Annotated in this window: 18 protein-coding genes; 9 read left to right on the top strand and 9 right to left on the bottom strand. The window is 71.7% G+C overall.

What is annotated here, in order from left to right; translation table 11 throughout:
- Positions 1–50 precede the first annotated feature (50 nt).
- Positions 51–314, top strand: coding sequence for a hypothetical protein (locus ACEPPI_RS18190; protein ID WP_373916267.1), 264 nt, complete (start codon positions 51–53; stop codon positions 312–314).
- Positions 315–378: 64 nt separating this feature from the next.
- Positions 379–579 (top strand): hypothetical protein, encoded by a 201-nt coding sequence (locus tag ACEPPI_RS18185; RefSeq protein WP_373916266.1) that lies wholly within the window; start codon positions 379–381, stop codon positions 577–579.
- Between the two features lie 81 nt (positions 580–660).
- Here the strand turns inward: ACEPPI_RS18185 and ACEPPI_RS18180 are convergent, their stop codons facing one another.
- A complete protein-coding gene (locus tag ACEPPI_RS18180; protein ID WP_373916265.1) occupies positions 661–1,095 on the bottom strand; it encodes an ATP-binding protein in 435 nt (144 codons plus the stop codon).
- Between the two features lie 245 nt (positions 1,096–1,340).
- Here ACEPPI_RS18180 and ACEPPI_RS18175 point away from each other — a divergent pair, with 245 nt between their 5' ends.
- The 3 genes from ACEPPI_RS18175 (at position 1,341) to ACEPPI_RS18165 (ending at position 3,797) form a co-directional block, all read left to right on the top strand.
- Positions 1,341–2,195, top strand: coding sequence for a helix-turn-helix domain-containing protein (locus tag ACEPPI_RS18175; protein WP_373916264.1), 855 nt, complete (start codon positions 1,341–1,343; stop codon positions 2,193–2,195).
- Positions 2,196–2,206: 11 nt separating this feature from the next.
- Positions 2,207–2,407, top strand: a complete 201-nt coding sequence (locus ACEPPI_RS18170; RefSeq protein WP_373916263.1) for a DUF397 domain-containing protein — start codon at positions 2,207–2,209, stop codon at positions 2,405–2,407.
- Positions 2,408–3,191: 784 nt separating this feature from the next.
- The gene (locus ACEPPI_RS18165; protein WP_373916262.1) at positions 3,192–3,797 is read left to right on the top strand and encodes a hypothetical protein; all 606 of its coding nucleotides are present in this window, start codon (positions 3,192–3,194) and stop codon (positions 3,795–3,797) included.
- A gap of 135 nt (positions 3,798–3,932) precedes the next feature.
- Here the strand turns inward: ACEPPI_RS18165 and ACEPPI_RS18160 are convergent, their stop codons facing one another.
- Entirely contained in the window at positions 3,933–5,216 is a 1,284-nt protein-coding gene (locus tag ACEPPI_RS18160) for a geranylgeranyl reductase family protein (protein WP_373916261.1), read from the bottom strand.
- 99 nt (positions 5,217–5,315) lie between these two features.
- Here ACEPPI_RS18160 and ACEPPI_RS18155 point away from each other — a divergent pair, with 99 nt between their 5' ends.
- Positions 5,316–5,846, top strand: a complete 531-nt coding sequence (locus ACEPPI_RS18155; protein WP_373916260.1) for a GNAT family N-acetyltransferase — start codon at positions 5,316–5,318, stop codon at positions 5,844–5,846.
- Positions 5,847–6,433: 587 nt separating this feature from the next.
- Here ACEPPI_RS18155 and ACEPPI_RS18150 read toward each other — a convergent pair.
- Complete coding sequence (locus ACEPPI_RS18150; protein ID WP_373916259.1) at positions 6,434–7,360, bottom strand: glutaminase; 927 nt, start codon at positions 7,358–7,360, stop codon at positions 6,434–6,436.
- 6 nt (positions 7,361–7,366) lie between these two features.
- Entirely contained in the window at positions 7,367–8,059 is a 693-nt protein-coding gene (locus tag ACEPPI_RS18145; protein ID WP_373916258.1) for a demethylmenaquinone methyltransferase, read from the bottom strand.
- 156 nt (positions 8,060–8,215) lie between these two features.
- Between ACEPPI_RS18145 and ACEPPI_RS18140 the strand changes: the two genes are divergently transcribed.
- Entirely contained in the window at positions 8,216–9,004 is a 789-nt protein-coding gene (locus ACEPPI_RS18140; RefSeq protein ID WP_373916257.1) for a DUF3152 domain-containing protein, read from the top strand.
- A gap of 7 nt (positions 9,005–9,011) precedes the next feature.
- Here ACEPPI_RS18140 and ACEPPI_RS18135 read toward each other — a convergent pair whose 3' ends face one another.
- The 3 genes from ACEPPI_RS18135 to ACEPPI_RS18125 all read right to left on the bottom strand — a co-directional run bounded on the left by ACEPPI_RS18135 (position 9,012) and on the right by ACEPPI_RS18125 (position 12,797).
- On the bottom strand, positions 9,012–9,656 hold the full coding sequence (locus ACEPPI_RS18135; protein ID WP_373916256.1) for a hypothetical protein: 645 nt from the start codon (positions 9,654–9,656) through the stop codon (positions 9,012–9,014).
- Positions 9,657–9,665: 9 nt separating this feature from the next.
- Positions 9,666–10,865 (bottom strand): cyclic dehypoxanthinyl futalosine synthase, encoded by a 1,200-nt coding sequence (gene mqnC / locus ACEPPI_RS18130; protein ID WP_280920034.1) that lies wholly within the window; start codon positions 10,863–10,865, stop codon positions 9,666–9,668.
- A gap of 96 nt (positions 10,866–10,961) precedes the next feature.
- Positions 10,962–12,797 (bottom strand): serine/threonine-protein kinase, encoded by a 1,836-nt coding sequence (locus ACEPPI_RS18125; RefSeq protein ID WP_373916255.1) that lies wholly within the window; start codon positions 12,795–12,797, stop codon positions 10,962–10,964.
- A gap of 357 nt (positions 12,798–13,154) precedes the next feature.
- On the opposite strand from ACEPPI_RS18125, the gene ACEPPI_RS18120 reads away from it, so the two are divergent.
- Positions 13,155–14,540, top strand: a complete 1,386-nt coding sequence (locus ACEPPI_RS18120) for an MFS transporter (protein ID WP_373916296.1) — start codon at positions 13,155–13,157, stop codon at positions 14,538–14,540.
- Between the two features lie 10 nt (positions 14,541–14,550).
- Here ACEPPI_RS18120 and ACEPPI_RS18115 read toward each other — a convergent pair whose 3' ends face one another.
- The gene (locus ACEPPI_RS18115; protein ID WP_373916254.1) at positions 14,551–16,398 is read right to left on the bottom strand and encodes a glycoside hydrolase family 15 protein; all 1,848 of its coding nucleotides are present in this window, start codon (positions 16,396–16,398) and stop codon (positions 14,551–14,553) included.
- Positions 16,399–17,049: 651 nt separating this feature from the next.
- Positions 17,050–17,913, bottom strand: coding sequence for a menaquinone biosynthetic enzyme MqnA/MqnD family protein (locus ACEPPI_RS18110; protein ID WP_373916253.1), 864 nt, complete (start codon positions 17,911–17,913; stop codon positions 17,050–17,052).
- A gap of 237 nt (positions 17,914–18,150) precedes the next feature.
- Here ACEPPI_RS18110 and ACEPPI_RS18105 point away from each other — a divergent pair, with 237 nt between their 5' ends.
- Positions 18,151–18,354 carry a cold-shock protein gene (locus tag ACEPPI_RS18105; RefSeq protein WP_007265804.1) on the top strand — a complete coding sequence of 68 codons (204 nt, stop codon included), beginning with the start codon at positions 18,151–18,153 and terminating at the stop codon, positions 18,352–18,354.
- The last annotated feature ends 165 nt before the right edge of the window (positions 18,355–18,519 follow it).

Genomic DNA, 18,519 nt, shown 5'->3' with positions numbered 1-18,519 from the left:
CCCTGAGAAGATGGGCGGGCGCCGGACCGAGACCTGGAGGTGGTGACCCGGTGAGCAGACGGTCCTACGAGGACCACGGCACCGGCGACGACCCCACCGCCGTCCCGGCCGCCGCCGGGCTCGCCTTCCTCGCCGTCGGCGGCTGGCTGTTGACCACCGCCCGCCCCTGGCAGAAACCGGGGCATCCCCTCACCCTGGCCCTCGGCTGGACCCTGTCGGGCGCCCTGCTGGTGTCCGGACTGATCCTGCTGACCCGCTGCGTACGCACGGTGCACGACGTCCAGGACGCCCCCGAGGGCCCCGGAAACGACTGAGCCGCCCCCTGGAGACCGGGAGACGGCCCGGCGGCGCCGGAGGCAGCGGCATTACGTTCTGGGCATGAGACCCATGTCGCTGGCGCAATCGTTGATCAAGGAAGTCAAGGAGCGCGCCGGCAAGAGCGGCTTCTCCTCCGTTGTGGCCGAAGCCCTGGAGGAGTGGCTCGCCGCGCAGAAGCTCCACGAGGTCGTGGCTGCCGACCACAATGCGTTCGGCCCCGTCTCCGCGGAAGCGCGACGGCAGGCGGAACAGGAGTGTTGAGCAACCGCCTCAAAGTCGAGCCCAAGAGCGAGGGCACTCTCGTTCCGGACGCCCAGGCGACGTTCGGTTTGCGTCTCAGCCTCACGCCCCCTCATAGCCGATGCTGAACCCGAGACGCGGCACGCCCTCGTCGTCGGCATCAACGCCCAATCGGTCTGCGACCCTCGACACGAGGTAGAGACCGCGCCCCGACTCGTCGCGCCATGGCGGCTCAGGGTGTGGCACCCGAGGCAGCCACCCCGGAGGGCCGTCGTCCACCCACACAGTGACGTTGTCCGTTCCAAAGGACACGTCCACCGCGATGTGGGCCGCGCGCGTGTGCCGGTAGGCGTTCGTCACCACCTCGGACACGCACAGACGGAGCTGATCGGCGATGTCCTCGTGCCCGAACGCGATCACCAGTGTGGTTACCAGGTCACGAACGACTTTCGGCGTCGTCGCGGTGCGAGGCGCAACGAATCTGTAGCTACCGCCCATGTCCGGCGGGGGTGCGGGGGGTAAGGAAATGGTCGTCATTTCGTCTCCCAACGCGGTCGGGCGCGCGTCGCTTGCTGCGCGTGGCAATGGCCGCCCCCGGGGCGACGACGCGTCAAGACACGTGTCAGCGGCTGCACTTCGCGGACCAGCTACGTGCGACGCGGCGCTGCCGAAACCACAGGGTAAAAGGTTGGACCGGTACAAGCCTGTACCCCTAAGAGGGTTCCGGGTGGACCCATGACGCCGCAACCGGCAAACTCAGGTAGGACAAGGGGAAGGGACACATGCCGCCGAGGGACAATCCGACCGCCCGACAGATCCGCTTGGGCTCTGAGCTGCGGAAGCTGCGCGAGCGCGCCGGCATGACCGCGCGAGATGCCGGCGGCTTGCTCTCCACCGATGCCGCCAGGATCAGCAATATCGAGGCTGGCCGACTCGGGATCAGCGACGAACGCGTTCGACGGCTGTCCACGTTCTACCAATCCGACGACGAGGCCCTCCTCGCCGCGTTGTGCACCATCGCGACCGAACGCAGAGGGACGCACTGGTGGGACGGCTACCGCGGCATCCTGGCCCCCGGCTTTCTGGACATCGCGGAACTCGAACACCACGCAACCTCCCTGCGATGCCTCCAGCCCATGACGTTCCCCGGCGTCTTGCAGACCGAGGACTACGCACGGGCACTGTTCGCAGGCGTCATCCCGCAAGTTCCGACGGAGGAAGTGGACGCCCGAGTCGAGCACCGCATGAAGCGCCGCGCGATTTTCGACCGCGAGACACCGCCGCAGTTCGAAGCGATCGTGCACGAGGCCGCATTGCGGATGCGGGTGGGCGGCCGGAAGGTAGCTCGCGATCAACTCGACTACCTGCTGCAAGCATCCGAGCAGGAATGGATCACGCTCCGCGTGATCCCCTTCGCGGCCGATGACTTCATCGAGGTCACACAAACCGTGATGTACGCAACCGGCACGGTTCCACAGCTCGACACTGTTCACATCGACACGCCTTTCGGCGGTCGCTTCCTGGACACGGCCGCAGACCTCGACCGGTATCGAGCCCTGTTCACATTCGCCGAGCGGACTTCACTCGACCCCGACGAGTCGCGGAGCTTCATTCACCACATCGCAAGAGAACTGTGAGAGATACAGGGATGAACAGCGAATTCAACTGGCAGAAGTCGAGCTTCTCCGGTGGCGGTGGCGAGCAGTGCCTCCACGTCGCCAAGCACGCGGGCGAGATCCTGCTGTGCGAGAGCGACGACCCGGCAAGCATCATCACCACGTCACCCGAGAAGCTCGCCGCGTTCATCGCCGGCGTGAAGGCGGGCGAGTTCGACCACTTCGTCAACTAGCCCCCGACCCTCGGCGCCGTACGCGCCCGCGCCCCCCGCCTGACCAGGGCGGGGGGTTTGCATATGCCAGTCTGCATGTTTATACCGGTCCACACTTGCAGATCGATCATTTGTAGCGCTACGGTCTCACTGCGTCACCACGACGGTGCGGTTGACCGCTCGAACCACGCCTGACATCGCCTAACTCTGCTCATTGCGCTTGCCCTTGGACAGCTTCCCCTGGGGTTGCATCCGCTCCGCCGTTCCAACACTGGTCCAGAGGAACCCCGCCAAGAAGCCGCGACAGGGAGGTACGCATGCGGGTGTTTCGCCGCCACGTGGCGACTCTCGGTCCAACCTTGCAACTTTCAGACAGCCATGAGCACGCGGTTCGCACGGGTACTGAGATTCGAGCGAGCGGGTGAACGCAAGCCGCCGCCCTGTAGCGCGGCGAAGCAACCGGCTTCACGATCATTCTGCGGGACGGGACGTGTGCCGAGTGGCGGGTTCGGCCCGTCCGGTTTCTCCCGCTCACCCCGCGCATCCCGCCAGCTATGAGGTTCAACCACAGAACCATGACGGGAATCGAGCACATGAGTATCACGATCACCACGGAACATCCCGGCTGGCACCAGACCCCGTCCGGCGATCCAGTACGCGTCGTCGAGCACCTGGGCGCCACATGGCTCGCCCACTGGGAGCGTAAGCGCGCGCACCTGCTGCTGCACCCCTCAACGCCGACGCGGACGAGCAGCCCCCGGTCGCCTACACGTCCGCAGTCGACCTGCCCACGGCCGCCGAGGGGGTGCTGCTCCTCGACACGTTGGTGTCCCTCGGCACGGTGGCAAGGCTGAGGAACCCCTCCCTCTGGGACGCGATCACGACCGCCCTGCTGCGGCACTCCGCGACTGCCACACAGGCACGAAAGCGTCACCACGCCTACTACACCGCGTATGGCCGCACCTTCGACACTCCGTCCGGCCCCCTATCCGTGGCCCCGGTAATGATGGCCCGCACGCACGACCGCCCCCCGCACGGCCCCTTCGAACTGCTACCGGGCGAGCAGCGGAAGAGCAGGATCGATCCCGCCCTGCTCGACGACTGGTCCGCTCGATTCGTCGCACAGCTCGCCGCCCCCTCAGCCGAGCGGCTCGGCGCAGGGTACGAGCAGATCCTGCTCGACGTCGCCACGGGATCGCAGGCCCGCACGCAGGTGGCCGAGGACGGCGACGGATGGACCGTGATTCAGCGCGGCCCGCTCAAGCTGTGGAACGCAGTCGAGGACGGCGTCGCCATCTGGCAGAGCCACGGCTCGCCCCACCTGTCCGAGTTCGGCATGACGATCGCGCCAGACGCCCAACGCGTATGGCTCAGCTCTGACAACGGGCCGAGCTGGACCCTGCCCGTCTAACAGCGGCCCCTACGACACCGCCCGCCGGCGCAGTACGCGCGCGGCGGGCGACCTCATATCCACGGCTCGAAAGGACTCACGCCGTAGGCTGTAGCACCGCAGACCAGCGGATGTACCGCCATCCCGGTTGACCTATCAGGCCTTCGGGGCGACCTTCGAGAGGCCGTTGATGATGCGGTCCATGGCGTCGCCGCCCGTCGGGTCGGTCAGGTTCGCGAGCATCTTCAGCGTGAACCGCATCAGCACCGGGTGCGTCAGACCGCGCTGCGCGGCGAGCCTCATCACCGTCGGGTTGCCGATCAGCTTCACGAAGGCGCGGCCCAGCGTGTAGTAGCCGCCGTACGTCTCCTTCAGCACCTTCGGGTAACCGTGCAGCGCCAGTTCGCGCTGCGCCGGGGTGGCCCGCGCGTGCGCCTGCACGATCACCTCGGCGGCGATCTGCCCGGACTCCATCGCGTAGGCGATGCCCTCGCCGTTGAACGGGTTGACGAGCCCGCCCGCGTCACCGACCAGCAGCAGGCCCTCGGTGTAGTGCGGCTGACGGTTGAACGCCATCGGCAGGGCCGCGCCGCGGATCGGCTGCGTCATGTTCTCCGGGGTGTAGCCCCAGTCCTCCGGCATCGACGCGCACCAGGCCTTGAGGACCTCGCGCCAGTCCAGCTCCTTGAACGCGGAGGAGGAGTTGAGGATGCCGAGGCCGACGTTGGAGGTGCCGTCGCCCATGCCGAAGATCCAGCCGTAGCCGGGCAGCAGCCGGTCCTGCGGGCCGCGCCGGTCCCACAGCTCCAGCCAGGACTCCAGGTAGTCGTCGTCGTGGCGGGGGGAAGTGAAGTAGGTGCGTACGGCCACGCCCATCGGACGGTCCTCGCGCCGGTGCAGGCCCATCGCGAGCGACAGTCGCGAGGAGTTGCCGTCCGCCGCGACCACGAGCGGGGCGTGGAAGGTGACCGGGGTCTTCTCCTCGCCCAGCTTGGCCTGCACGCCCGTGATGTGCCCGGTACGGGGGTCGCGGACGGGCTCGCCGACGTTGCAGCGCTCGTACAGCCGGGCGCCGGCCTTCTGCGCCTGGCGGGCCAGGATCTCGTCGAAGTCGTCACGCTTGCGGACGAGTCCGTAGTCCGGGTACGAGGCCAGTTCCGGCCAGTCCAGCTGGAGCCGCTGCCCGCCGCCGATGATGCGCAGACCCTTGTTCCGGAGCCAGCCGGCCTCTTCGGAGATGTCGATGCCCATCGACACCAGCTGCTTCGTCGCCCGCGGGGTCAGACCGTCGCCGCAGACCTTCTCGCGCGGGAACGCCGTCTTCTCCAGCAGCAGGACGTCCAGCCCTGCCTGGGCGAGGTGGTAGGCGGTCGTGGAGCCGGCGGGCCCGGCCCCGACGACGATCACATCCGCGGAGTGTTCGGAGAGGGGCTCGGTCACTGCGGGGTCTCCCGAAGGCTCGATAAGGGGTGCCCAACGGCACGGGACATGACGCAGTCTATGCAGCGAGAGAGATCGCGATCCCGAAGGGCTGCCCCGATGACCACCTCACCGACCCGGCCACTCCCCGACGTCACGCTGCGCGTGCCGACGGACGAGGACGCGCACGCCTGGCACCACGTCTTCGACGACCCCGACGTGATGGAGTTCCTCGGCGGCCCGGCCGAACTGTCCCACTACGAGGAGATCACCGCCCGGCAGCGGATGCACGACGCGCAGCTCGGGTACTGCCTGTGGACGCTCCTGGACGGCGAGGGCGAGGTCCTCGGCTTCACGGGGGCGCAGCCGTGGCCGGCGGCGAAGGCGTGGGGCCCGGTCGGCGAGATCGAAATCGGCTGGCGGCTCGGGCGCGGGGCGTGGGGCCAGGGCTACGCGTACGCCGCGGCGCTGGCGACGCTGGAGCGGGTGCGGGAGGCGGGGGTGCCGAAGGTGGTGGCGATGATCGACGATGCGAACGTCCGCTCGGCGGCGGTGGCGGAGCGACTGGGCATGACGCTGGCCGAGACCTTCCCCCTGCCGGGGGGTCGGCGGCTGGGGCGCCGCTACGAGCTCTCGCTCGCGGCGGGGTAGGGGGCCCTGCCGATTCCCCCCGGGGGCGGGTTCCGGTCCCCTGCCGGGGACGAGCCGTGTACCGGGCAGGGCCGGGTGTGGGTGCAGGTGCGGTGCCGCCCGCGGCTGGGTTGCCGCTGCGCGGCGCTGTCCCCTACCCACCCTTCCCCCATCCCCCAGACTCCGTCCGGGGGGACCCCCAGCCGGGCTTCGCCCGGACCCTTCGGGGGCTCCGCCCCCGGACCCCCGCGCCTCAAACGCCGGCGAGGCTGGATGTACCTGGCGGCGGCTGGATTGCCCGCAGGGCAATTCCAGCCCCGCCGGCGCTTGAGGCGGGAACGGTGGACTGGGGGTCCCCCCGGACGGAGTCTGGGGGGATGGGTAGGGGAACAGCTTCGCGCAGCGGCACGCACCCGCACACGACGGCCGCACACCGGCCACGGGCAGCGGCCCCGCCCAGCTGGCCGCCGGACGGAGTCCGGCGCAGCGGCGCGAAGCCGGAGAGGCCCGCCAGGGCCGAGCCGCGCGAGCGGCGCGTCGGAAATGGGCCCGGCGCAGCGCGGCGAAGCCCGGGAAGCGCGCCGGCGCCGAGCCGTGCGAGCGGCGCATCAAAAAATGGACAGGCCCGTCAGGGTCGTGAAGCGGTCGAGGGCCGCGACGCCCGCGACCGAGTTGCCCTGGGCGTCGAGCCCCGGGCTCCAGACGGCCAGGCTGCACCGGCCCGGGACGACCGCGACGATGCCGCCGCCGACCCCGCTCTTGCCCGGCAGCCCGACCCGGTACGCGAACTCGCCCGCCGCGTCGTACGTCCCGCAGGTCAGCATCACCGCGTTGATCTGCTTCGCCTCGCTGCGCGACAGGAGCCGGGAGCCGTCCGCTCGCAGCCCGTGCCGGGCCAGGAAGCCGCCCGCCAGGGCGAGGTCGGCGCAGCTCATCTCGATGGAGCACTGCCAGAAGTAGTGGTCCAGCAGCGCCGGTACGGGGTTGTCGATGTTGCCGTAGGAGGCCATGAAGTGCGCGACGGCCGCGTTGCGGTCACCGTGCTCGTGCTCCGAGGCGGCCACCTCCGCGTCGAAGCCGATGTCCGGGTTGCCGCTCTCCTGGCGGAGGAAGTCCAGGAGTTCGCTGCTCGCGTCGCCGGTCAGGGTCTGCAGCCGGTCGGTGACGACGAGCGCCCCCGCGTTGATGAACGGGTTGCGGGGGATGCCGTTCTCGTACTCCAGCTGGACCAGGGAGTTGAACGGGTTGCCGGAGGGCTCCCGGCCGACCCGCTCCCACAGGCTGTCGCCGCCCTCAGCGAGCGCCAGGGCGAGCGCGAAGACCTTGGTGACGGACTGGGCGGAGAAGGGGACACGCCAGTCCCCCGCCCCGTAGACGTTGCCGTCCAGGTCGGCGAGCGCCATCCCGAACTGCCCGGGGTTCACGGACGCCAGTGCCGGGATGTACTCGGCGGGGGTGCCGCTGCCCACCAGCGGGGCGACGTCGGCCGCGACCCGCTCCAGCAGCGCCGCGTAGTCGAAGGGCCGGGTCTCCACCGTGCGCTACTCCTTGACCCCGCGGTGCAGCGCCACGATGCCGCCGCTCAGGTTGCGCCACGCGACCCGGCCCCAGCCGGCCTTCTGCAGCAGGGCGGCCAGCGCGGGCTGGTCGGGCCACTCGCGGATGGACTCGGCGAGGTACACGTACGCGTCGGGGTTGGAGGAGACCGCGCGGGCCACCGGCGGCAGCGCCCGCATCAGGTACTCGGTGTAGACCGTCCGGAAGGGCGCCCAGGTCGGCTGCGAGAACTCGCAGATCACGACCTGTCCGCCGGGCTTGGTCACCCGGTACAGCTCGCGCAGTGCGGCGTCGGTGTCCTGGACGTTGCGCAGCCCGAAGGAGATCGTCACGGTGTCGAAGACGTCGTCCTTGAACGGCAGCTTCGTCGCGTCGCCCGCCGTCAGCGGCAGCCACGGGTTGCGCTTCTTGCCCTCGCGCAGCATGCCGAGGGAGAAGTCGCAGGGCACGACGTAGGCGCCGGTCGCGGCGAAGGGCAGCGAGGAGGTCGCGGTTCCGGCGGCCAGGTCGAGCACCTGCTGGCCGGGGCGGGCGGCGACCGCCTTGGCGACCTCCTTGCGCCACAGCCGGGCCTGGCCGAGGGACAGGACGTCGTTGGTGAGGTCGTAGTTGGCGGCCACACCGTCGAACATGGAGGCGACTTCGTGCGGCTGCTTGTCCAGGGAAGCCCTTGTCACTGGCGTTGGCCCCTCGGTGCTCGGTGGATCTGCGGTTCGGCGGGTACGGGCCCATCCTCTCAGGCCCCCGCCCCGGGTCCGGCCCCGCCCTGGATCCGGCGCGGCCACAGTCCTGCCGGGCACACTGGACGGACATACCGAACAAAGGGTTTCAGGATGCCGACAGGCCAGACACTCAGCGCGGGACGGATCGAGCGGCGCAGGCGGCTGCGCCGCACGGTCCTGTGGGCGGCGGCGTTAGCCGCCCTGTCGGTCGCCGCCTACCGGCTCGGGCCGGCGCAGGACCGCCCCGCCGGCGAACGCCCCGCCGACGCACGCCCCCCGGCGCGGTCCGGCCACAAGGACACCGAGGGCGCCGAGGGAACCGCCCAGGGGCCCGGTACCTCCCCCTCCGTGGGGTTCACGGCCTCCTCGGCCGGCGGGAAGGCCCAGGGCGAGGGGCCGGCGCTGCGCTGGCGGGTGGAGGTGGAGAACGGCAGCGGGGTCGACCCGGACGGCGCGGCCCGGGCCGTCGAGGCGATCCTCGGGGACCGGCGCGGCTGGATACGCGACCCCGCGTACGGCTTCCGGCTGGCCGGGCGCGGGGAACCCGTGGACTTCGTCGTCAAGATCGCCACCCCCGGGACCACCGACCGGCTGTGCGAGGTGGTCACGCCGGAGCTCGTCGGGGAGACGAACTGCCGGGTCGGCCACACCGTCGTGGTGAACCTCAAGCGCTGGCAGGAGGGTTCGCCCCAGTTCAGCGGATCCCCGCAGGAGTACCGGGCACTGATCGTCAACCACGAGGTGGGCCACGAACTCGGCCACGAGCACGAGACCTGCCCGCGCCCCGGAGCGCCCGCCCCTGCGATGATGCAGCAGATCAAGGGCCTGCTCGGCTGTACCTCGAACGCCTGGCCCTACTCCGCCGACGGCACCTACCTGGCCGGACCCCGCGTCCCCTGAGGACGGATCAGCGGCGGCGGTGCAGCAGCCGGCCCGCGATGACGGTGGCCACGCAGGTGCCCGCGCCCCGCTCGGGCAGCTCCGCCGGCCCGGCGACGGCGAACACCGCGAAACGGGCCGCCGTGCCCTCACGCAGCTCCCCGTGGAAGGCCTCCTGCGGCGTGCGGAGCCCCGCGAACGGGTCGAGGGACGGCGTGCCCCCGTACGGGACGGGAGGCACGACGGTGAGGCCCGAGCGGACCACCGCGGTGCGCACCGAGGGGATCGTGAACCGCCCGGCCACCGCGACGACCCCGCGCGCGAGCAGCTTCTGCGTGCCGCGCCGGGCGCTGTGGCCCCAGCGGACCTCGGTCATCCCCAGGGCCGCGAGCGCCTCGGCGCCGGTGATCGGGCCGTTGCCGAGCTCGGTGGTCTCGGAGGGGTCGTCGGGGTAGTACGTCCCCTCCAGCAGGACGTCCGCCCCGCGGGCCAGCAGCCCCGGGGTGAGCACCCCGGGCCAGCGCCGGACCCGGGCGTGCGGGACGGCCGCGCCGAGTTCCTCGTACGGGCCGACGCGGACGATCCGGTCGCCCTCGACCAGGACCGCGCCGCCCTCGACGGGTGCGGATCCCGGTCCGGCGACGAGCATCTCGGCGGTGTGCAGCGTCAGCATCGGCGGGCGTCAGTTCGTGGAGATGAGCTTCAGCTCGGGGTGCGCGGTGCCGCCCTCGATCGCGGTCGAGGAGATGTGCGAGACGACGCGGTCGTCGACGGGGTCGTTGGCCGGGTCGTCGTGCACCAGCAGGTGCTCGTACGTCGTCGCGCGCTGCGCGGGGACGCGGCCCGCCTTGCGGATCAGGTCGATGATCTCCTGGCGGTTCGAGCGGTGCTTGGCACCGGCCGAGGAGACGACGTTCTCCTCCAGCATGATCGAACCGAGGTCGTCGGCGCCGTAGTGCAGCGAGAGCTGGCCCGCCTCCTTGCCGACGGTCAGCCAGGAGCCCTGGATGTGGGCGATGTTGTCGAGGAAGAGCCGCGCGATCGCGATCATGCGCAGGTACTCGAAGACGGTCGCCTGGGTCCGGCCCTTGAGGTGGTTGTTCTCGGGCTGGTACGTGTACGGGATGAAGGCGCGGAAGCCGCCCGTGCGGTCCTGCGTGTCACGGATCATCGCGATGTGCTCGATGCGCTCGGCATTGGTCTCGCCGGTGCCCATCAGCATGGTGGAGGTGGACTCCACGCCCAGCCCGTGGGCGAGCTCCATGATCTCCAGCCAGCGCTCGCCGGACTCCTTGAGCGGGGCGATCGCCTTGCGCGGCCGCTCCGGCAGCAGCTCGGCGCCGGCGCCCGCGAAGGAGTCGAGGCCCGCTGCGTGGATCCGCTTGATGGCCTCTTCGGCGCTGACGCCGGAGATGCGGGCCATGTGGTCCACCTCGGACGCGCCGAGGGAGTGGATCACCAGCTGCGGGAACGCCTTCTTGATGGCGGAGAAGTGCTCCTCGTAGTACTCCACGCCGTAGTCCGGGTGGTGCCCGCCCTGGAACATGACCTGGGTGCCGCCCAGTTCGACGGTCTCCGCGCAGCGGCGCAGGATGTCGTCGAGGTCGCGCGACCAGCCCTTCTTCGTGTCCTTGGGGGCCGCGTAGAAGGCACAGAACTTGCACGCCGTGACGCACACGTTCGTGTAGTTGATGTTGCGCTCGATGATGTACGTCGCGATGTGCTCCGTGCCGGCGTAGCGCAGCCGGCGCGCGGCGTCGGCGGCCTGGCCGAGCGCGTGCAGCGGGGCGTGCCGGTAGAGGTCGAGTGCCTCTTCCTTGGTGATCCGGCCCCCTGCGGCGGCACGGTCGAGGACAGACTGGAGAGCGGCCTGGTCGGTCACCGGTGCGTCACCTTTCGGCGGTGTGTCAAGGGGTTCGGACCGATCCAGCCTACGCCAGGGGCGGTGCCGGGCTCCTCCAGGGGGCGCGGACCCGCGTCAGGGGCTGCGGGTGAGGTCGCCCTCGGGGTTTCCGGCCGCCTTGTCGCCCGACTTGTAGTGCAGCGAGCCAATGGGGTTGAGGGTGAACCGCTCGTCGGCGGAGCCCCCGGCGCAGATGCCCGGGGCCGGGTTGGGGCCGCCCGCGGTGTCCAGGACCAGGGAGCGGTCGGTGGCGGAGGAGAGCTTCCAGTCGCCGCTGCAGTCGGTGCCGAGGATCGGCATGACGGACTTGTCCCGGGCGACGACCTCGCCGACCCTGCCGCCGCGGATGGTGATCTCGAACTCGGTGGTGGCCCCGAGGTTGGTGGTGACGGTGCCCTTCCAGGTGCCGATGAGTTCCTTGGGGACGTCGTTGCGGGCCCCCTTGGGCGGGACCGACGCGGAGGCCGAGGGGGAAGACGGGGCGGAGCCCGTGGCGTCCGGTGCCGAGGAGGCCGGGGGCCTGCCCGCCGCCGCTTCCCGGGTGCCCCCCAGCCCCGGCAGCAGCCCCGTCGTGTACAGCCCGCCGGACAGCGCCACCGCCACGGCCGCCGCACCGAGCACCAGGGTGCAGCTGAAGCGGCGGCCCGCCAGGCTGAGGCTCGCCCGGCGTCCGCCGGGACCGGCCGTCCGCTGCCCCGGCACCGCCGCGCCGGGGTGCGGGGTCGCGCCGCCCGCCGTCTCGGTGGGGACCCCGTACATGCCGCCGGGCGCGCCGAAGGAACCGTACGGACCCGCCGGGGCGGAGTACGGCGCGCCCCCCGGGACCCGCCCGCCGTAGGACGGATCGGGGGTGCCGAAGCCGACGCCCACGGGCCCCCCGAAGGAGCCCGCCGTGAACGGCACCGGCCCGGAGCCGGAGCCCGGACCGGCCCCGGAGCCCGCCCCGGAACCGGCCGCGGAGCCCGCGAACGCCCCGCCCGCACCCGGCCCCGCCGCTCCCCCGCCACCGCTCTCGGAGGCATCGGCGTCCAGGTCCAGCAGGGCCACCGCCGCCCGGCTCGCCTCCTCCACCAGCGGCCCCGGCAGCCACCCCCGGCCACCGCCCGGGGCCCAGCCCAGGGCCGCCACGAGCGCCTCGGGCGCCGGGCGCCGCTCCGCCGCCTTCTCCAGGCAGGACCCGATCAGGTCGCGCAGCTCCCCGGCGGGGACCCCGTCCAGCTCCGGCGGCTCGTGGACCACCTTGTAGAGGAGGGTCGCGGAGTTGTCCCCGGTGAACGGCGGCCGCCCGGTCGCCGCGAAGGCCAGCACCGCGCCCAGCGAGAACACGTCCGAGGCACCGGTGACGCCCTTGCCCAGGATCTGCTCCGGCGACATGTACCCGGGCGAACCGATGGACACCCCGGTGGAGGTCAGCGAGGCCGTCCCGTCCGAGGCCCGAGCGATCCCGAAGTCGATCAGCCGCGGCCCGTCGAGGGTCAGCATCACGTTCGACGGCTTCACGTCCCGGTGGACGAGTCCCAGCGCGTGCACCGCCACCAGCGCCCGGGCCAGTCCCGCACCCGCCGCCCGCACCGACGCCTCCGGCAGCGGACCGTGCCCGGCCACCGCCCGGTCCAGCGAGGGCCCCGCCACGTACCCGGTCGCCACCCACGGCACGGCCGCCTCCGGATCGGCGTCCAGCACGGGCGCCGTCCACTCGCCGCCCACCCGCCGCGCGGCCTCCACCTCGCGGCGGAAGCGGGCGCGGAACTCCTCGTCGGCGGCGAAGTGCGGGTGCACGATCTTGACGGCGACGGTCCGGCCGCCCGCGCTGCGCCCCAGGTAGACCCGGCCCATCCCGCCGGCGCCGAGCCGGCCCAGCAGCCGGTACGCGCCGATGTCCCGGGGCTCCCCGGCTTCGAGCGGCTGCATGACGTCCCCGTCCCCCGTCCCCCGGTGTGTGGTGTCCCTGTATCCCCCGGGGAATCGCATCGGGTACAGGCCGCGGCCGGCGTCGCGTCCGATCCGGCCTCCGGCGGCGCCTGCCGCACCCGAGCAGGCTACTCCCCAACTCGATCCGCCCATCTGCGTCTTCGCCGGGCCCGTACGACCGCCCGCCGGGCGCCGCGGGCATCACGGTGACCGGCGCGCCCGGTGCTGCGCGTCTTCGCCGTGACGGCGGGTGTCCGTGGGACGGTCGTGGCGGCGGACGGCGGCGGTCCGCGGACGGCGGCGGCGCGCGGCGAGGGGTTCGGCCCCCGGGGCCGACGGACGGACGGGACGGGTGCCATGGCGGGATCGGCTGCTCCGGGAGCTCCAGGACGCGCGCCGACGGCGCGGAGCGTTCTCGCCCCGCTGGCGTTGGCGCAGTTCATCTGCAGCTTCGCGGGCTCGAACATGAACGTGATGATCAACGACATCAGCGAGGACCTGGACACCACGGTCCAGGGCGTCCAGATCGCCATCACGATCTTCCTGCTCGTGATGGCCGCGCTGATGATCCCGGGCGGGAAGCTGACCGACAAGTGGGGCCGCAAGCGCTGCCTGATGGCGGGTCTGGTGGTGTACGGGGTGGGGGCGGTGCTCAGCGCGGTCGCGCCGGGGCTGGGGGTGCTGATCCTCGGGAACTCGATCCTGGAGGGGGTGGGGACCGCCCTGCTGATCCCGCCGGTGTACATCCTCACCACGCTGCTGTTCACCGACACGGCGTCCCGGGCGCGCGCGTTCGGCACGATCATGGCGATGGGCGGGGTCGGAGCGGCCGCCGGCCCGCTGATCGGCGGACTGATCACCAGCGCGATCAGCTGGCGGGCGGCGTTCGTGTTCCAGGCGCTGGTGATCGTGGTGATCGTGGTGCTGAGCCGCAAGATCGCCGATCCGCTGCCGCCCGACCCGGCGCGCCCCTTCGACACGGTCGGGGCGGTGCTGTCGGCGGCGGGCCTGGTGCTGCTGGTGACCGGCATCCTCGCGGTGGACAACAACGGCTGGCTGGCGCTGGGCCTGCTGGTGGCCGGCGCCCTGGTACTGACCGGGTTCTTCGCCTGGGTCCGGGCCCGCGAGCGCGCAGGCCGGGAGGCCCTGCTGTCGACCGGCCTGTTCCGCAACCGCACCTCCAACCTCGGCCTGGTCACCCAGAACACGCAGTGGCTGATGCTGATGGGCGTCTCGTTCACCGTCGCCGCCTACCTCCAGGTGGTGCGCGGCTACGACGCGATCCAGACCGGCGTGATCTTCACCGCCGCGACGCTGGGCATCCTCGCCTCGTCGCTGGCCGCCGAGAGGCTGGCACGGCGGCATGCGCAGCGCACCCTGATCATGACCGGCTTCGTCGTGACGATCGCGGGCGTCGCCGTGCTGCTGGCCCTGGTCGCGTGGACGCCCGGGGTCTGGGCCTTCGCCCCGGGGCTGCTGCTGATCGGGCTGGGCCTGGGCGTGATGCTCACCCCGTCGGTGAACGTGGTCCAGTCGTGCTTCCCCGAGTCGCGGCAGGGTGAGATCTCGGGGGTCTCGCGCAGCATCTCCAACCTCGGCTCCTCGCTGGGGACCGCGGTCACGGGCACGATCCTGGTCGCGGGGCTCAGTACGGGTGCCTACGCGGCGGCGATGGCGGTCCTCGGGCTGATCGGCCTGGTGGGGCTGGCGGCCGCGGCGCTGCTGCCGCGCGGGCCCCGGTAGGCGCCCAGGGTCAGCGGGAGCAGCGTTCGGCGCGGTCGAGTTCCTCGTCGAGGGCGAGGGCCGCGTCGATCAGGGACAGGTGGGTGAAGGCCTGCGGGAAGTTGCCGAGCTGTTCGCCGGAGGGGCCGATCTCCTCGGCGAACAGGCCCACGTGGTTGGCGTAGGTGAGCATCTTGTCGAAGGCGTACCGGGCCTGTTCGAGGCGTCCGGCGCGGGCGAGGGCCTCCACGTAGAGGAACGTGCACAGGTTGAAGGTGCCCTCGGAGCCGCGCAGGCCGTCGGGGGAGGCGGAGGGGTCGTAGCGGTAGACGAGGCTGTCGCTGACGAGCTCGGTGTCCATGGCGTCGAGGGTGCTCAGCCAGTCGGGGTCGTTGGGGGTCAGGAAGCCGACCTTGGGCATGAGGAGCAGGGACGCGTCGAGGACGTCGGTGTCGTAGTGCTGGACGAAGGCGCGGCGCTCGGCGCTCCAGCCGCGGTCGATGATCTGTGCGAAGACGGCGTCGCGGGCGTCCTGCCAGCGGGCGATGTCGCCGGGGCGGGAGCGGGTGGTGGCGAGCCGGACGGAGCGGTCGAAGGCGACCCAGGTCATCAGGCGGCTGTAGGTGAAGTTCTGGCGGCCCCCGCGGGTCTCCCATATGCCCTCGTCGGGGCGGTCCCAGTGGTCGGTGAGCCAGTCGACGACCCGGGCGAAGGCCTGCCAGCCGCGGACGCCGCCGATGTCCTCGGCCTGGGCGAGGGCGTAGGCGGCCTCGCCGTAGATGTCGAGCTGGATCTGGTCGGCGGCGGCGTTGCCGGCCCGCACGGGCGCGGAGCGCCGGTAGCCCTCCAGATGGGTGAGCACTTCCTCGGTGAGGTGGGGCTCGCCGTCGACGCGGTACATGATCTGCAGCGGTTCGCCCGACTCGGTGGCTCCGGCGTCCAGGCGGGCGCGCAGCCAGCGGCGGAAGGCGTCGGCCTCCGCGGTGAAGCCGAGGTCGATCAGGGCCCGTACGGACAGCGAGCCGTCGCGGACCCAGGTGTAGCGGTAGTCCCAGTTGCGCTCCCCGCCGACCTGTTCCGGCAGCCCCATGGTGGCGGCGGCGATGGGAGCGCCGGTCGGGGCGTAGGTGAGGAGTTTGAGGGTGATGGCCGACCGGGCGACCATCTCGTGCCAGCGGCCCCGGTAGCGGGAGGACCGCAGCCAGTTCCGCCAGAACGCGGAGCAGGCCTCGAAGTCGGCGAGGACCGTGTCGACGGTGGGCGGCGGGCCGCCGGGCCGGCCGCTGAGCCCGGCCGGCCCGCCGCTCTCGCTGGTGAGGACGAACGCGGCACGTTCCCCGGCGTGCAGGGTGAACCGGGCGGAGACGTCGGTGCCCTCCTCGTGCAGGTCGACGGGGGCGGTGGCCTGCAGGTGCAGGTCGGTGCCGGGGCCGCGGAACAGGACGGATCCGTCGTCGAGGCGCTTGAGGTCGTGCGGGGCCCGGCCGTAGTCGAAGCGGGGCCGGCACACCAGCTCGAACGGCAGACTGCCGCGCACCACCCGCGCGGCACGGACCAGCCGGTGCCGGGCCGACGGCGTCGGGGAGGTGTCGGGCGGCATGAAGTCGACGACCTCGCCGACCCCGCCCGGTGCCATGAAGCGGGTGATGAGCACGGCGGTGTCGGGCAGGTAGAGCTGGCGGACGGTGGCGTCGCCGCCGACGTCGGCGCGCAGGCGGCAGTATCCTCCGCGGTCGCTGTCGAGCAGCGAGGCGAACAGGCTGGGGGAGTCGAACCTCGGAGTGCACCACCAGTCGACGGTGCTGTCGGCGGCGATCAGCGCCGCGGTCTGCAGGTCGCCGACGATTCCGTGATCGGCGATCGCTGGGTAGTCGCTCACAGCGCCTCCTAGGCCACGGGCTCCGGCCGGGGCCGGTGCGGGGCCGTGCAGGATCCGTGCGGTGGGCCGACGGCCGCGCCGCGCCGTGACGTACGCGCCGCCCGCGCTCACCGCCACCGTGGGGGCGGGCGTCCTGGCCACGTCTGCCCATCATCGCCGTACCTCGGATCCGCGGCCACTCACGGGCGCCGCGGTCAGCGGCGGTCAGCCGCGGTCAGCCGCGGTCCCAGGGGCCTCCCCGGGCTCCGGACCGGCCGGGGCCACCGGGCACAGCGGGCGCAGGCCGTCCTCGTCCGCGGACAACCGGAATCCCCCGCGCGGCGGGGCGCCGGGCACGGCCGGTGCGATGGACACGGGCGGAACCATGCCCTCCCCCGGCCGCCGCGGAACACGGATCGCGTACGGCCCCTCGCCGCGCCGGGAGGCGCGCACGGCGCTCCGCAGCGTCCGGCCGACGGTGAACCGGGTGATCTCTTCCCGGTACACCGATTCAATCGGTTCGGCCGGCCGGTTCCCGCCGAATGCCATGGGGTCCCCCGCCCCTCGTTCGCATTCCGCTTCGGTGGGACGAGAATACGAAAGGGGAACGAATTCCCGGCAAACGGAACAATCACCGGTTTGGCGGCACCGGAGATCACCCGGATAAGACCGTCACCGCTCCGGGACGGACGCCTTCAGCAGCTCTACGGCGACATCCGTCGGGTACCCGGTGTCGGCTCCCGTTCGGCGCGCGAATTCCCGTACGCCGGCCAGCTGCTCCGGGCCGAAGCGGAAGTCGAGGGTGGTGAAGTACCGCTCCAGCAGCTCGGCGTCGAAGGCCTCCCAGCGGGCCGCCTGGTCGGCCACCTTGGTCACCTCTTCGAGGGAGAGGTCACGGGAGGCGAGGAAGGCCTCGTGGACCTCACGGACCACCTCCGGCTCACGGGCGAGGTAGTCCTTGCGGGCCGCCCAGACGGCGAAGACGAACGGCAGTCCCGTCCAGTCCTTCCACATCTGCCCGAGGTCGTGCACGGTCAGGCCGAGCCGGGGGGCGTCGTGCAGCGAGGCGCGCAGCGCGGCGTCGCCGATCAGCACCGCCGCCTCGGCCTCCTGCATCATCAGCCCCAGGTCAGGGGGGCAGGAGTAGTAGTCGGGGCGGACCCCGTACTGCTCGGCGAGCAGCAGCTGGGCGAGGCGTACGGAGGTGCGCGAGGTCGATCCGAGGGCGACCCGGGCACCGTCCAGCTGCTCCAGGGGGACCTGCGAGACGATCACGCAGGACATGACGGGGCCGTCGCAGCCGACCGCGAGGTCGGGGAAGGCGACGAGCTCGTCGGCGTTGCGGAGGAACTCCACGAGGGTGATCGGGGCGATGTCCAGTTCACCCCGCACGAGGCGCTCACTGAGCTTCTCGGGGGTGTCCTTGGTCAGGTCCATGTCCAGCAGCGTGCCGGTTCTGGCCAGCCCCCAGTAGAGGGGGAGGCAGTTCAGGAACTGGATGTGGCCGACACGGGGCCGGCTGCGATAGACGTCCACATCGCGAGACTAGCCCCCGGCCCTCCGTCAGCGATCAGGCGGGTCTCAAACGTCCGGGTGACGTGATCTTTCCCTCTGGTCTCGCCCCGAGGGTGCGTGCTAGGCTCCACGCAAGTTGCAGTTTGGTTTCCCTTGCAGTACGAGGCCTGCGGAGCATGTAACCCGCAGGCTTTTGTAGTTTTCAGACTTCTTAGCAGGTTCTGGAGCAGGGCGACCCTTTGGCCCATAGGAGGGCTCATGGCTACCGGAACCGTGAAGTGGTTCAACGCTGAAAAGGGCTTCGGCTTCATCGCCCAGGACGGCGGCGGCCCGGATGTCTTCGTCCACTACTCCGCGATCAACGCCTCTGGCTTCCGCTCCCTCGAGGAGAACCAGCAGGTGAACTTCGACGTCACGCAGGGTCCGAAGGGCCCGCAGGCGGAGAACGTCACCCCGGCCTAGTCGCCTGGCCGGCCGGATCGCGGCTGGATTAAGCAGTACCCAAGGAGCCCTGTCTCCCCCGCCAGGCGGGGGAGACAGGGCTCCTGCCTTTGTCCTCCGGCGGTTGCGGGGGGAACGGCCGTGGGGGGGGGGGGGGGGGGGCGGGGGGGGGGGGCGGGGGCGGGG

Origin of the sequence: Streptomyces sp. AB3(2024), assembly GCF_041862025.1 — a bacterium.
Lineage (GTDB): Bacteria > Actinomycetota > Actinomycetes > Streptomycetales > Streptomycetaceae > Streptomyces.
Note: the sequence above shows the minus strand (reverse complement) of the source record. Positions and strands in the feature narration are given on the sequence as shown.

Bases quoted from the DNA above. Each gene is read 5' to 3' on its own strand.
- ACEPPI_RS18155 (WP_373916260.1), top strand. From the start codon at position 5,316: ATGACCACCTCACCGACCCGGCCACTCCCCGACGTCACGCTGCGCGTG.
- ACEPPI_RS18140 (WP_373916257.1), top strand. From the start codon at position 8,216: ATGCCGACAGGCCAGACACTCAGCGCGGGACGGATCGAGCGGCGCAGG.
- ACEPPI_RS18170 (WP_373916263.1), top strand. From the start codon at position 2,207: ATGAACAGCGAATTCAACTGGCAGAAGTCGAGCTTCTCCGGTGGCGGT.
- ACEPPI_RS18175 (WP_373916264.1), top strand. From the start codon at position 1,341: ATGCCGCCGAGGGACAATCCGACCGCCCGACAGATCCGCTTGGGCTCT.
- ACEPPI_RS18180 (WP_373916265.1), bottom strand. From the start codon at position 1,095: ATGACGACCATTTCCTTACCCCCCGCACCCCCGCCGGACATGGGCGGT.
- ACEPPI_RS18185 (WP_373916266.1), top strand. From the start codon at position 379: ATGAGACCCATGTCGCTGGCGCAATCGTTGATCAAGGAAGTCAAGGAG.
- ACEPPI_RS18120 (WP_373916296.1), top strand. From the start codon at position 13,155: ATGGCGGGATCGGCTGCTCCGGGAGCTCCAGGACGCGCGCCGACGGCG.
- ACEPPI_RS18105 (WP_007265804.1), top strand. From the start codon at position 18,151: ATGGCTACCGGAACCGTGAAGTGGTTCAACGCTGAAAAGGGCTTCGGC.
- ACEPPI_RS18135 (WP_373916256.1), bottom strand. From the start codon at position 9,656: ATGCTGACGCTGCACACCGCCGAGATGCTCGTCGCCGGACCGGGATCC.
- ACEPPI_RS18125 (WP_373916255.1), bottom strand. From the start codon at position 12,797: ATGCAGCCGCTCGAAGCCGGGGAGCCCCGGGACATCGGCGCGTACCGG.